14 protein-coding genes are annotated in these 13,301 nt (G+C 36.3%); 8 read left to right on the top strand and 6 right to left on the bottom strand.

Annotated elements, in window-relative coordinates; translation table 11 throughout:
- The first annotated feature begins 7 nt into the window (after positions 1–7).
- Positions 8–958, top strand: coding sequence for a TIGR01212 family radical SAM protein (locus tag BMY50_RS09240; RefSeq protein ID WP_093322662.1), 951 nt, complete (start codon positions 8–10; stop codon positions 956–958).
- Between the two features lie 122 nt (positions 959–1,080).
- Positions 1,081–2,505 carry a sugar MFS transporter gene (locus BMY50_RS09235; RefSeq protein ID WP_093322658.1) on the top strand — a complete coding sequence of 475 codons (1,425 nt, stop codon included), beginning with the start codon at positions 1,081–1,083 and terminating at the stop codon, positions 2,503–2,505.
- A 124-nt stretch (positions 2,506–2,629) separates the two neighbouring features.
- Here BMY50_RS09235 and BMY50_RS09230 read toward each other — a convergent pair whose 3' ends face one another.
- A complete protein-coding gene (locus BMY50_RS09230; RefSeq protein WP_093322654.1) occupies positions 2,630–3,085 on the bottom strand; it encodes a VOC family protein in 456 nt (151 codons plus the stop codon).
- Between the two features lie 141 nt (positions 3,086–3,226).
- Here BMY50_RS09230 and BMY50_RS09225 point away from each other — a divergent pair, with 141 nt between their 5' ends.
- Together BMY50_RS09225 and nfi are read left to right on the top strand one after the other, a co-directional pair.
- Complete coding sequence (locus BMY50_RS09225; RefSeq protein ID WP_093322649.1) at positions 3,227–4,435, top strand: DUF763 domain-containing protein; 1,209 nt, start codon at positions 3,227–3,229, stop codon at positions 4,433–4,435.
- Between the two features lies 1 nt (position 4,436).
- On the top strand, positions 4,437–5,153 hold the full coding sequence (gene nfi, locus BMY50_RS09220) for a deoxyribonuclease V (RefSeq protein ID WP_093322646.1): 717 nt from the start codon (positions 4,437–4,439) through the stop codon (positions 5,151–5,153).
- A gap of 1 nt (position 5,154) precedes the next feature.
- Here the strand turns inward: nfi and BMY50_RS09215 are convergent, their stop codons facing one another.
- Positions 5,155–5,595 (bottom strand): nuclear transport factor 2 family protein, encoded by a 441-nt coding sequence (locus BMY50_RS09215; RefSeq protein ID WP_093322642.1) that lies wholly within the window; start codon positions 5,593–5,595, stop codon positions 5,155–5,157.
- 395 nt (positions 5,596–5,990) lie between these two features.
- Here BMY50_RS09215 and BMY50_RS09210 point away from each other — a divergent pair, with 395 nt between their 5' ends.
- Together BMY50_RS09210 and BMY50_RS09205 are read left to right on the top strand one after the other, a co-directional pair.
- Positions 5,991–6,620, top strand: a complete 630-nt coding sequence (locus BMY50_RS09210; RefSeq protein WP_139202240.1) for a hypothetical protein — start codon at positions 5,991–5,993, stop codon at positions 6,618–6,620.
- A gap of 121 nt (positions 6,621–6,741) precedes the next feature.
- Positions 6,742–7,062, top strand: coding sequence for a heavy metal-binding domain-containing protein (locus tag BMY50_RS09205; RefSeq protein WP_093322633.1), 321 nt, complete (start codon positions 6,742–6,744; stop codon positions 7,060–7,062).
- A gap of 114 nt (positions 7,063–7,176) precedes the next feature.
- On the opposite strand, the gene BMY50_RS09200 is transcribed toward BMY50_RS09205, so the two are convergent.
- Positions 7,177–7,746, bottom strand: a complete 570-nt coding sequence (locus BMY50_RS09200; protein WP_162276567.1) for an AAA family ATPase — start codon at positions 7,744–7,746, stop codon at positions 7,177–7,179.
- A 99-nt stretch (positions 7,747–7,845) separates the two neighbouring features.
- On the opposite strand from BMY50_RS09200, the gene BMY50_RS09195 reads away from it, so the two are divergent.
- Complete coding sequence (locus tag BMY50_RS09195) at positions 7,846–8,325, top strand: DinB family protein (RefSeq protein ID WP_093322621.1); 480 nt, start codon at positions 7,846–7,848, stop codon at positions 8,323–8,325.
- On the opposite strand, the gene BMY50_RS09190 is transcribed toward BMY50_RS09195, so the two are convergent.
- Together BMY50_RS09190 and BMY50_RS09185 are read right to left on the bottom strand one after the other, a co-directional pair.
- Positions 8,312–8,833, bottom strand: a complete 522-nt coding sequence (locus BMY50_RS09190) for a DinB family protein (protein ID WP_093322617.1) — start codon at positions 8,831–8,833, stop codon at positions 8,312–8,314. The two genes, BMY50_RS09195 and BMY50_RS09190, sit on opposite strands and share 14 nt — an antisense overlap.
- A gap of 36 nt (positions 8,834–8,869) precedes the next feature.
- Positions 8,870–9,670 (bottom strand): patatin-like phospholipase family protein, encoded by an 801-nt coding sequence (locus BMY50_RS09185; RefSeq protein WP_238383699.1) that lies wholly within the window; start codon positions 9,668–9,670, stop codon positions 8,870–8,872.
- Between the two features lie 223 nt (positions 9,671–9,893).
- Here BMY50_RS09185 and BMY50_RS09180 point away from each other — a divergent pair, with 223 nt between their 5' ends.
- A complete protein-coding gene (locus tag BMY50_RS09180) occupies positions 9,894–11,075 on the top strand; it encodes an acyltransferase family protein (protein WP_093322610.1) in 1,182 nt (393 codons plus the stop codon).
- A gap of 39 nt (positions 11,076–11,114) precedes the next feature.
- On the opposite strand, the gene BMY50_RS09175 is transcribed toward BMY50_RS09180, so the two are convergent.
- Entirely contained in the window at positions 11,115–13,280 is a 2,166-nt protein-coding gene (locus BMY50_RS09175; RefSeq protein ID WP_093322605.1) for a peptidase domain-containing ABC transporter, read from the bottom strand.
- Positions 13,281–13,301 lie beyond the last annotated feature (21 nt).

The following is a 13,301-nucleotide window of genomic DNA, read 5'->3' as shown; positions in this document are numbered from 1 at the left end:
AGGAATTATGGCTACATTACTAGATTCGGGCGTTAAACCCTATAACCATTATGGTGCATACCTTAAGAAAAAGTATCATGATAAGCGGGTTTTCAAAATTATCGTAGATGGTAATTTTACTTGTCCAAATCGTGACGGAAGCAAGGGATTTGGTGGCTGTTCCTATTGTAATGTAGACTCTTTTACACCCGACAGTGCGCGGAAACTGCCTACTATACGTGAACAGGTGGAACAGGGAATAGAGCGAGCAGTTAATGGTTATCGTGCAGAGAAATTTGTAATTTATTTCCAACCGAATACGAATACTTATGCACCGGTACATTACCTGAAAGCGATGTATGATGAGGCGTTAAGCATTGCTCCAGAGCATGTAGTTGGCCTTTCTGTTGGAACACGGCCAGATTGTATTGATTTTGAAAAAATAGCACTTTTAGAGAGCTATTCAGATAGATACGATGTTGACTTAGAGATGGGCATGGAATCTATTTATGATGAAACACTCCAGAAAATTAACAGAGGTTGTTCACACGGAGAATTAGAAAAAGCACTTAACTTAGTTCAAAATAGCTCTTTAGATATTTGTGTTCATACTATTTTTGGTTTTCCTTGGGAAACGAAAGAAATGATGCTAAAATATGCTGACGAAATCAATAGGTTTCCTCAGATTAAATTCATTAAACTACATCACCTCCATATTGTTGAAGGATCGATTATGGGGGTGCAGTATAAAAGAAATCCATTTCATGTATTTAGCTTAGAAGAGTACACCGAGTTTTTATGTGCTTTTATTCCCCTTCTTAGGCCGGATATTATTATACAACGTCTTTTTGGTTTGGCAGATCAGGAGTTATTGATTGCTCCTAATTGGGGGCTGGGCAAATCCAGTATCCAAACATATATTGATAAAGAACTGGAGCGACGCGGTGCGATTCAGGGCTCGCAATTTCAGTCAAAATAGATCTGCTAATACGTTTTAAATTGATATATTAGGCATAATTGAATTTTTTTTAAATTCAAAAATGTATATTCGTGCCGTACTTTCAACTAAGATTGAATGTAGGCTATATTAAACGTATTTTCATGAGCAATATCCAAACCACCTCGAACAACCAGCGATATGTTATACCGCTAATCACCTTAACAATATTATTTTTTATGTGGGGGTTCATTACCTGCATGAATGATATTCTTATTCCTTATCTTAAGCAGTTATTCAATCTGACCTTCTTTGAATCCATGTTGGTTCAGTTTTGTTTTTTTGGGGCTTATTTCATAGGATCGTTAGCTTATTTTATAATCTCCTCTAAATGGGGTGATCCTGTCAATAAGATTGGCTATAAGAAGTCAATCATCGCAGGAATTATATTATCAGCCTTTGGTTGTGTATTATTCTGGCCAGCAGCTACTTCTTCCTTGTATGGATTGTTTCTAACGGCTTTGTTTGTTCTTGGACTAGGATTTACAATTTTGCAGATCACTGCAAATGCCTATGTCTCTCTATTAGGCCCAGAAAACGGTGCCTCAAGTCGACTAAATTTGACGCAGGCATTTAACTCTTTAGGTACTACTATTGCACCCGTTTTAGGCGGACATTTGATTTTCGAATTTTTCTCTAATGGTGGTACTATTAGTCCACAAGCAACACGTATCCCCTATATTATTTTCGCGGGAATCTTATTGTTGGTAGCCGTGTTTATTTCGGCTGTTAAACTACCGTCCTTTGAAATGTCAGAAGAAGAGAAAGAAGTGAAGGGCTTGGGCGCATTAAAGTTTGTGCATTTACGTTTAGGCGTCTTAGGTATATTCTGCTATGTTGGTGCTGAAGTAGCTATCGGTAGCTTTATCATTAGCTTTTTGGAACAAGAGCAAATAATGGGACTGACAGAATCTGTAAGTAAAAACTACCTTGCTTTATACTGGGGAGGAGCAATGATTGGCAGGTTCTTAGGTGCTATTTATTTAAATCACAACATTAATTTTAGCAAGAAAATCATCTATATGATCGGAACGGCTACATTGGTATTCCTGTTAATTTTTAGTTTAGTGGAATTAACTTTTGACCAGGTCAGTTTCTTTTTGATATTTATTGTACTAAACTTAGCAGGTTTCTTGATCGGTAAAGCTGCCCCAGCTAGAACTTTGGCTATATTTGCCGGTATAAATGTACTATTGCTTGCTTCAAGTACAATAAATACGGGCGCGTACGCGATGTATTCGATCTTGGGAATAGGTATCTTTAATTCCATTATGTTCTCGAATATTTACACCTTGTCTATTGCTGGCTTAGGGAAGTATACTAGCCAGGGCTCATCCCTGCTTGTTATGGCAATCCTTGGAGGAGCAATTATACCAGTTATACAAGGTGCATTGGCTGATCAGATTGGCGTTCAATTGTCGTTAATATTGCCTATTGTTTGTTACATTTATATTTTTGTTTTTGGGATTTATTGCTCTAAAAAGTTTAAAAATATCGAACATGTGGGGCCAATAGCAGGAGGACATTAATAATAATTAGTTGATATAAAAAAGGCCAATTAGTCAAAAGCTAATTGGCCTTTTTGTTGTACTGACTTTCTTGTTTGAGTCCTAGCTAATAACGAACAACCAATAACAAATAACTAACAGTAACCTAGGCTTCATCGTTAATTTCAATCCAATGACCATCAGGATCTTGGAAATATATTTGATGTACGCCATCCACTCGCGTAGTAACCTTACCTTTATTTCCTGGCCAATCAAAATATGTTACGCTGTGTTTCTGAAGATTTTTTATAAATGCTTCGATATCTTCGATACTGAAACAAAGATGGTCGTTTTTTTCTCTTTCGACCCCATGTTTGGCTCCTTGGATGAGGTGTAGGTTTCCAGCTCCCCCAAGGGTAAACCAAGTATGTAAACCGTCGTGAAAGGGCTCAGGGATCTCAGCTAATTGTAATACATCTTTGTAAAAAGAAGTACTTTTCTCTAGGTTCTCCACATAAATGGCAATATGGTTTAATTTTAAGACTGGTTTTTGCTGCGCTTGTATCTTATTTAAAGAAAGAAAAACAGCTGCACTAAAGAATAACGTGGTTAATAATTTCATTTAGATAAATCTTCTTACTAGTTGATGTAAATTATTTATTTTTTATACATAGATAGTTGAATGGTGCAATATAAAAATAAAAATAACAATTTTATATTTGCTATTTTTTTTAGTAAATTGCTTTCGTTTATTTGATTTATTATGAGAAATGGCCATGCTGATTTACCCTTGCATTATGGACATGTTCCCAAATGGTTGGCACAAAGGATGAGTTCATTGGGAGGGGCAATTGTTGAAGCAATTATTATAGAATATGGGAGGCAAGCACTTTTAAGCAAAATGAGCGATCCCTGTTGGTTTCAGTCTTTAGGTTGTGTTTTAGGGATGGACTGGCACTCTTCCGGTATTACCACGTCTGTGATGGGAGCTTTAAAAAGCTCGATAAACAGACGTTCAACCGAGTTGGGCATTTATATATGTGGAGGTAGGGGTAAACATTCGCTACAAACACCAAATGAGCTTATTAAAATAGCTAACCAAATTGGACTTAATGGTGATATACTGGTTAGAAATAGCAAGCTAGCAGCAAAAGTTGATAACACAGCTATACAGGATGGTTTTCAGCTCTATTTACACTCTTTCATTTTAAGTAAAGATGGCGACTGGTCCGTTATTCAGCAAGGTATGAATACAAAAAGTAAAATGGCAAGACGTTACCATTGGCATTCTCAACAAATAAAATCCTTCGTAGAGGAGCCACATAGTTTTATTTATGGTCAAAATCAAGGACAAATACTGAATCTTACCGATAGGAAAGCCAGCAGTACACAACAAGGGATTTTGGCAATAAGTAGGGAAGACCCGGCATATATACTTAAGGAGGCAAGAAGCATTATTATGCCAAATCATCACGAAGTTTCGACTAAAGATGTTAATTTAAAAAGGTTAGGAGCTATATTGACATTAGCGCAGGAACGAGATATTAATACTATAGAGCAATTATTGTTGTTAGAGGGGGTTGGTCCGAGAACGATTCAGTCGCTTACACTTGTTAGTGAAATTATTCATGGTACGCCAAGTAGATTTGATGACCCTGCCCGGTTTTCTTTTGCACATGGCGGGAAGGATGGTCATCCTTTTCCAGTACCTACTAATACTTACGACGAGGCAATAATGGTATTGCAGAAAGCGTTAGAAAAAGCAAAAATTGGATTTAGAGAGAAGTCGGAAGCAATTAAAAACCTAGCGAAAGTCTCTTTAGAAAGAGAACGATCATTTGTGCCAAACAACAATCTTGAAGAAGTGATAGCGCGAGAAAGAGCCGATTCATGGAAATACGGAGGGCGTACGGTATATGGTAGGTCTACTCGCCCAAAAGAAACAAATACGCAACTTTGTCTGTTTAACTAAGATGCAAATTTCTCCTTCTTTTTATGATTCATTGAGCATAGTTGAGGCAACTTCCATTCAGAAACGATTAAGGGAAAATTTAAATATTTCTTCCCTAAAAAAAGAGATACATATTATAGGTGGTGCAGATATTTCTCTCAATCGATTTAGTGAGGTGATTTACGCTGGTATTGTTTTGCTAGATTATCAAACACTTACACCGATAGCTTATTCATTAATTAAAAGCAAAACAACTTTTCCGTACGTTCCAGGCTATTTAGCTTTTAGGGAAATTCCGGCCTTAATGATGGCGTTAGATCAACTTGAATTAAAACCAGATATTATTATGGTAGACGGGCATGGTATAGCCCATCCAAGAAGAATGGGGATAGCAGCGCATTTTGGGACACTTGTGTCCATACCAACAATGGGGTGCGCCAAAAAGAAACTTTATGGTAAATATGAAGAACCCCCTTTGCTAAAAGGGGCTTATGCGACACTTCGAGCAAAGGATGAACTTTTAGGTTTCGTATTACGCACTAAAGATAAAGTTAGTCCGGTATTTGTCTCACCCGGAAATAATATGGATTTTGATGAATGTTTACAAATTGCCAAGCACTGTATGGGAAAATATCGATTATTAGAACCTACTAGAAGAGCCCATGAGCATGTCAATTTATTTAGGACCGGACAACTTAAAGAAGGGTTCCATTACATCAATCAGCAAACACTATTTTGATTTATTGTGTTGGTAATTTGAAAGCTTGTCGTGCAAATAATTTCCAATCTTCACCGTACTTTTGAAATACAAGCAATACGCCTATTCTTACATTACCAGGTTTTCCGCCATCATTCGTTTTAGCTGTTAATATGTGGTGTACGGTAGCTACATCATTCGATATCGTCGTAGTTTGATCTGTCAAATCAAGTGTAACAAAATCCGACTTACCACTTGCTAAACTTTCAATAAAGGTCGCTTTATCTTCTAAATTTCCTCCAGAATGCCAATAGCTTAGATTATCGGCTGCAATAGCGTCCAACGCTTTTCTGTTGCCATTAAGCATAGCTTGCCGAAGTTCATCTACGGTTTTTAGTAATTTTTTTTCTGTTAAAGATTGGCTATGTACGAGTGTTCCTGTTACCATCATGGCTAATAAAAGGACAACTTTTTGCTTGAACATGTATCTCGATTGTTTTAAGTTTATAACCCAAACATAAGGATATTTGTTCGTATTTCAAATCGAAAGGTCTGTAAAATATCTTATATGCTCCTCTTAGAGAGCTATCATTAATTACTAATAAACATAAATATTAAATCACTTTAAAAAATTAGGAAGATTCTTCTGAGGGGTTGGTAGGGAAAAACATACCGTTGGTAGAAAAGTACGAAAAAAATAACTAAAACTTGCAACGTTTTTCTGATAGTGACGTCTTATGTATAAAAGCGTAACAGCTTAGAGAGGAGATAAAGATTCGTTATACGCTTATAATGCCCGGCCGGCAACAAATATAAAGAATTAATTAAATGGGATCGATTCCTTCGATAATTAAGAAGGAATCATTAAAAATTATTGAAATGAAAACTTTATTAATTGCCGCACTTTTAGGTACATCCTTAGTAAGTGCACAGGCCAATGGTAGTACGTTAAGTAATAAATTAAGTGCGACCGCTACGGTAGCAAATACAAAAACAAACACCAATTATGAAGAAGAATTAAAACAGAAAATAGAAGTGCAACTTTATAATTTGGAAATGTTACAGTCCCAATTTAAAACAGCACAACAGGCGATCCGTAATTCTAAAGGAAATCATACCGAGATAGACAAAGATTACGAATATTTTTATGGCTTGCTGAATAATGATACAAATAATGGCAAAACTAATGCCGAATCTGAAAAGGCCGTTCAACGACTAAAGAAAGAGTATGCTCGTAAACATAAAAATCGTGCAGCAGCCGAATTGAAGGAACAAAAAGCATTAGCTAACAATATGCAGAGAGAGTTACAAGAGCATGCACGCCAGCTTAAATATCTTAAGGCAAAGTGCAAAAAACAGCTTAACGAAGAAAGTACACCCTCCCTCGAAAAGTTAGCAGGCAAAATAGAAGAGTCGCAAAAAATGTTACTGGAAAGCAATTCTAAAAATGAGAAAGCGGCCATTTACTATGCAGGAAAACTACAGGAAGCAAAAAAAATTAGCCTTTAAATAAGTAAATTTTCAAAAAAACAAAGGTGTCATCCAGATAAAGAAAGGATGACACTTTTTTTTTAAAATAACATGTAACAATTAAAAAGATTGCCTCATCTAACTTCAAAAAGGAAAAAGTATGCTAGTAACGACAACGCCTAATGTTGAAGGCAAAAAAATAGTAAAATATATAGGACTGGTAAGTGGTGAAACCATTATTGGAGCCAATTTCTTTAGAGATATTTTTGCAGGGATTCGAGATTTTGTAGGTGGTAGATCGAGCTCTTATGAGAAAGTACTACGTGAAGCAAAAGATACTGCAGTGTTTGAGATGCAACAATACGCGTCATCATTGGGCGCCAATGCAGTTGTTGGAGTTGATCTGGACTATGAAACGGTAGGGAGTGGAGGTAGTATGTTAATGGTGACGGCCAGTGGAACAGCCGTTGTGCTTGAGTAAATGTTAAAACATTGTTAAATATTGATGGATATTTGGTGTTCAGAGGCGCAGCCCTTATATTTGTACCATCATAATTTAGGTTTATAATTGGTTAAAGGTCTCTAATCTCCCCGGTTAGAGGCCTTTTGTTTTTATGATCGATTCGGCTATTTTTATCAAGATATCGGCTCTTTTACTAACGCTGACCTTTGGAAGATCAATTAAATGATATCCAAGTTTCTTATATGTTTCATACATGACTTTATGGGTTTTAGTGGCCACTGTAAAATCCTGTTTTCGTTCATTATCATTTACATAAATGGTTTCCCAGGGAGGCAATATAAATACATATTTGTTATACAGAAACTGACTCGCCTGTTTTCTATAAGGAACAACTTGATCTATTTCGCTTAGTGAAGCATATCCTAATACATCAGGAATACCTCGATCAAATATGATAATGCTTGTAGCACCATCGTGAAGAAGGTAATTGCTTATATCAGAAGCTAACATTTGTTGTGCGAAAAGTCGGGTGTCTTTCCATGGCAAAGCGTCTCCATTGATTGCTACCTGTTGCTGTATAACAGTTCTACCTGTTTCATGAACGATTGTATAGCCTCTCTCTTTAAGTTCTTCTAAAAGAGATGTTTTACCAGATCCTGGGCCTCCGGTAAGTATAAAGAAGAATGGATTATATTTAATCATATTTGTCAATTTATGGGTATCTTTAAAGGTTAAATATCCTTTTGTAATACAGTACATTACTGCTAAATCCGCCTATATGAGCGAATAATTTTTTTGATTATGGAAGATATATTTGTAAAACAGTATGAAGAGATTGTGCGGGCGAGAAAGGTAATGCTCGTATTTATAGAGGAAAATTTGGAGGCTAAGTTCAAGGATTCTGTGGCACTATTTGATAACAAATCTCCTTGTGATTTATTAATTCATACCGCTAATACATATGTATACTGGCTTACTATTTTCGCTTTAAAGGAAACGCATATGTACTGGGATGTGGGCAAAGTAAGTAAAATTATTGATATTTTTAAAATTTATGATCAGGTTGATAAAATTGTTGATCGATTTTTAACGTTTTTGGAAAACAGATATGAATCCAATGAATTTCATGGAAGATTATTAGGTGGGCAAAAGATATGCTTAGGAGCGATAAAAATTTTCACCCATGTGATTACCCATGAATTTCATCATAAGGGGCAAATCATGACTATGTGCCGGTTTCAAGGTTGCGTGCCTCCTGATACTGATATCATTCGGAATTAGTGTGATGATCCGCTAATACAATTTTTCTTGTAACAATAGCTTGGCCAACATGCCTTTGTGCGTGTTCTGCCGCATGAAATAAAAGGCCTATTAATGTGGTTGGAATTTTTTTCCTACCGAGTGTCCGATGCGCTGACAATGCTGTTTCTTTTGTGTTCTTTAACGTCTCTATAGCGACTATTATCTGTTGATGTAAGCGGTTTAATAAATATATACCATCAATGCGATCGTCCTTTTTTCCTTCCAGCTCTAAATAGCGGAGTTGTTCTTCGGATAAGGGATTTTGCGCTGCGTAAGTGAGCATTCGATCAATAACCCCAGGAATATGCTGAAGGTGAAATGCAATAGAGGCCAATCCCATTGGGCGTAACCACAGTCTTTCTCTTGGAAAATTCTCAAATAATGCAAATAATTCTTCGTCTACCTGCAAAAGCGCATGTGCTACGGGTTGTAAAAGATCGGGTATATCTTTGATAGGACCACGCATCCAAACCTCTAATTTTTCCATTTTAATAGTACGATTTTGAGTATATTAGGCCCCGCATTAAGAGGCCGCTAGCTGTTTTTTGTAATCTATCAACGCTTTTAACGTCCTCTGTCTGCCTACTTCAACGAGAAGTTCTGTTTTGTGATAATCCCATATTCCCACAACGTTTCTTGGAATATCAACCACTATATCGGGTTTATATAGGGCAATGGATAGCTCTGTTATTTTTCCTAACATGGTGAGTACGGCCTTTTGCGTCATTGTGAGGTAGCCACCGTACTTGTTGCTCGCCTTAAGCAAAGAAAATTCGTCTTCTTCAGGTGCATTTAGATTTATCGCAATTACAGGCTTAGCATGGGCGTGCTGAAGATGGTTAAGAGGGAGAGGGTTAGCCACACCGCCATCTACAAGTGTGTTATCCATATAATTTACGGGAGTGAATACACCAGGAATAGCAATAGAAGCCCTAACAGCGTCAAAAAAGCTGCCTGTGGTAAATACAATTTCTCGATGATGTAAAATATCCGTTGATACTACAGCAAATGGGATAGGCATATTTTCAATAAGCATATCAGGTATAAATGATTTTATTTTATTAAAAACACGTTCTCCTTTCATGACACCTGCACTACTCCACGTAAAGTCCATTAGGTTAAAAACATCTCGTTTCGTTAATGTCTGTAACCAATCAGTAAAATCGTCTAATCTTCCCATTGCATGTAAGCCGCCTATAAGGCTACCAATAGATGAGCCGGCAATGGAATTAATTTTATATCCTTGTTCCTCCAACACTTTGATAGCACCAATGTGAGCGATCCCTCTCGCACCACCACTAGATAATACTAAAGACACGGGCATTTTCATTTGTTTTTCTTATATAGTTAGGACTAGCTGTTTTTTAAAAATGTCTTTATAGTTACATTACTCATATTATGCTAATATAACGATAAAGTACAAAAGGATAGTGTTACATCTATAAATACATAATAAAAGTATATGTCTTGCTTGATTAATTTCTAAAGGTTAAATTGCATGTCGTATTTACGATTAATAAGTATGAAGACCATTTATAAATGATTTGATGTTGTACTGGAAAAAATTAACTGACACAGAGGGAAAGCACTTGGCTGGCTTGGACCACTTAAGGGCTATTGCAATTATCTTGGTTTTTTTGTGTCATTATAGAGCTTATGAACGTCCACAATGGGTGGATGTAGTTGGTTTGTTTGGGTGGACAGGCGTAGACCTTTTCTTTGTGCTTAGCGGTTATTTAATTGGCGAGCAATTATTCCGGCAGGTAAAGCATGATCATACTATCAACTTTAAACACTTCTATATTAGCCGGTTCTTTCGTATCCTGCCGGCATATTTTTTTGTTGTATTTATTTATTTCCTGTTTCCCACCGTTCGAGAACGGGATGGTATAGCTCCCTTTTGGCAATTTATGACGTTCACTCAAAATTTCGATCTCGATTTTGGAAACGAAGGCACCTTTTCACATGCTTGGTCACTTTGCATCGAAGAACAGTTTTATTTACTGTTACCACTAACAATAACCGCTGTATTAAGTGGGAAATATCAAAAAAAAGCAGTTTATATCTTAGTTGCTTTGTTTCTGTCCTGCGCAATAGTGAGAGGTTTAAGTTGGCTTTACTTTATGAAACCATATTATGATCACGGTATAACTGAAGGTAGATTTGTTACTTATAATAAATGGGTGTATTACCCGACATACAATCGTTTGGATGGTTTATTAGTGGGTGTTAGCATTGCGGCTCTTTTAACTTTCTATCCAGAAGTAAAGAAGCGATTGGCAAAATGGGGGAATAGGTTATTTATAGTAGGAGTAATATTAATTACAATAGCTTATTTTTTCTTGAAAAATGATAGGTTAGATTTTTGGCCGACGCTAATTGGATATCCGCTGATCGCTGTATCATATGGCTTCATGGTGCTTGCGGTGTTGTGTCCATCTTGTTTTTTATACCGTCTCAGATGGAAACTAAGTACCCTTATCGCCGCCCTTTCTTATGGCGTTTACCTATGTCATAAATTTTTAAATCATCTCTTGCAAAGACCGCTTGATCATTTAGGCATTCCGAGCAATAGTAATTGGCGCGTTTTGATTTGTGCCTTTATCTCCATTTTGGTTGCTTTATTACTAAATCGTATAATAGAACACCCTTTTATGAGGTGGAAGAATAAAATATTACGCAAGAAAATGCAAAAACCTATAGTTGATGAGCCAATTTTAATCCAATAAGCAAAAATAGTTATAAAATAACTTGATCTTTGACAGTGATCAATTCTTAAGAATTAATTGTTGCGATTGCAGCTTCCATAAATTTGAATACATAGAATTATCCGTCAAAAGCAATTCTTGATGGGTTCCTTGTTCAATTACTTTTCCTTTATCTAATACAATAATTTTATCGGCATTATATAAGGTACTTAACCTATGCGCTATGACAATAATTGTTTTGTTATCTCTTTTTAAATGATCGATCGTATTTAAAACAAATTTTTCTGAAGTGGAGTCCAAAGAGGAGGTAGCTTCATCTAAAATTAATATTTCAGGGTTACGATACAGCGCTCGTGCAATCGCAATTCGTTGTCGTTGACCACCAGATAGGGATAAACCATTTTCGCCGATGTTTGTGTAGAATCCTTGAGGTAAAGATTCAATGAAGTCAATTATTCCGAGTTGAGTAGTAATATCAATAATTCTTTGCATATCGGGAGTATAATCGCCAAGCGCAATATTTGATGCAACATTCCCTGAAAACAAGTCAATATGTTGTGGTACAACAGAAACGATTTGCCGTAGAGAAGCATTTTTAATATGCTTTAGATCATATTTTCCAATAGTTATCGTTCCCCCTTGTACGGGATAAATATGTTGCAAAATGGAAATGAGTGTTGATTTCCCTGAACCACTTTCGCCGACGATTGCCGTAAATTTTGCTTTTTGTATATTGAGAGACAAATCATCAAAAACATTCGCTCGGCTTCCATATCTAAAAGATATATTTTTAAATTGAATATCACCTATTTTGTCTTTAGTCAGTTCGATATCGCTATTATCCTCTTCACATTCAAGATCTAAAATTTCAAATAATCGATCAGTGGCAATAGCAGCATCTTGCACCGTCTTATTCATGTTTATTAAAGCAGTGACAGGTGTCGTAAAATAGCTGATAAGTGTATAAAACGATAAAAGTTCTCCAGGTGTGATTTGATTTTTTAATACATAGGTAGCCCCTACCCATAGGAGAGCAATGGTGATTAAGCGGGATATGAATTCAGATGAAGTACTAGCAAAAAGTGTGTTTAGGTTTGATTGATAACCTGTTTTTAATAATTTGACAAATCTAGTTTCGGTTTTTTCATTCGCATAAGATTCAGCGCCGAATTGTTTGATGGTACGAACCGCATTCAGGCTTTCTACTAATTGAGATTCCAGCTCTGCGGAATCTTCCATAAGTGTTCGCTGCACTTTTCTGTTGAGCTTATTGGCAATGAAATATACTAAAAGATACAGTGGAATGACGGTAAGCATAAGTAGACCTAACTTCCAATAATATGTGAACATCATCAGAAATGAAAAGGTAACAATGAAGATGTTTACGAGGAAATTTACACTAACATCATTTAAAAACACTCTTATTTTTACAGCATCATTTATTCTGGAAATAACCTCTCCGACACGCATGGTATCGAAAAATTTTTGAGGGAGTGTTAAAAGATGTTTGTAGTAGCCTAAGATAAGTTGGGAATCAATAATCTGACCCATTTTTAGCGTAAAGACTGTTTTTGTTGCTCCTATGAATAGCTGAAAACCTAATATTACGATCATCATAATACTCATAAGGTTTAGCAAATTAATATTGCCATCAACCAACACAAAATCTACAATCTTTTGTACAAAAACAGCGGTGGAGAGTCCAAGTATAGTGTATATAATGGCCCCAAATAATACCTGAATAAGTGTGCTTGTTTGAGGTTTCATTAAATTCCAAAATCGACTTCGCACGGAGGCCGTCTTTTTTCCTTTTTGGAAGGCTTCGGAGGGAATTAACAGAACGAGCGCACCTGTCCAGATCTTTTTGAAATCTTCATGTGATTTTTTATGAGTCATACCATCCAAGGGATCCATCACCTCGACAAATCTTTTGCTTACCTTGTAGATTACTACGTAATGTTGTAAAACTCCTTCAACTACTATATGTGCAATGGCGGGTTTAGGTATTTTAAATAAACTTTCAAAAGATCCTCTTACACCTTTTGCCTCAAATCCTAATTTTTCGGCGGCTTCCAACAGGCCAAGTATGTTGGTCCCTTTTTTATCGGTGCTCGCAAGTTGCCTTATATTAGCTACAGAAATAGCTAGTTTGTAGTGGGCAGCAACGGAAGCTATGCAGGCTGCTCCACAATCAGTTATATCTCTTTGTTTAACTTTCTTGCCCATGCTGTTGTCATTTGTTAATCG

The sequence above is a fragment of the Olivibacter domesticus genome, assembly GCF_900109575.1.
GTDB lineage: Bacteria > Bacteroidota > Bacteroidia > Sphingobacteriales > Sphingobacteriaceae > Olivibacter > Olivibacter domesticus.
The sequence above is the reverse complement of the archived record's forward strand: the minus strand, read 5'-3'. Positions and strand labels throughout refer to the sequence as shown.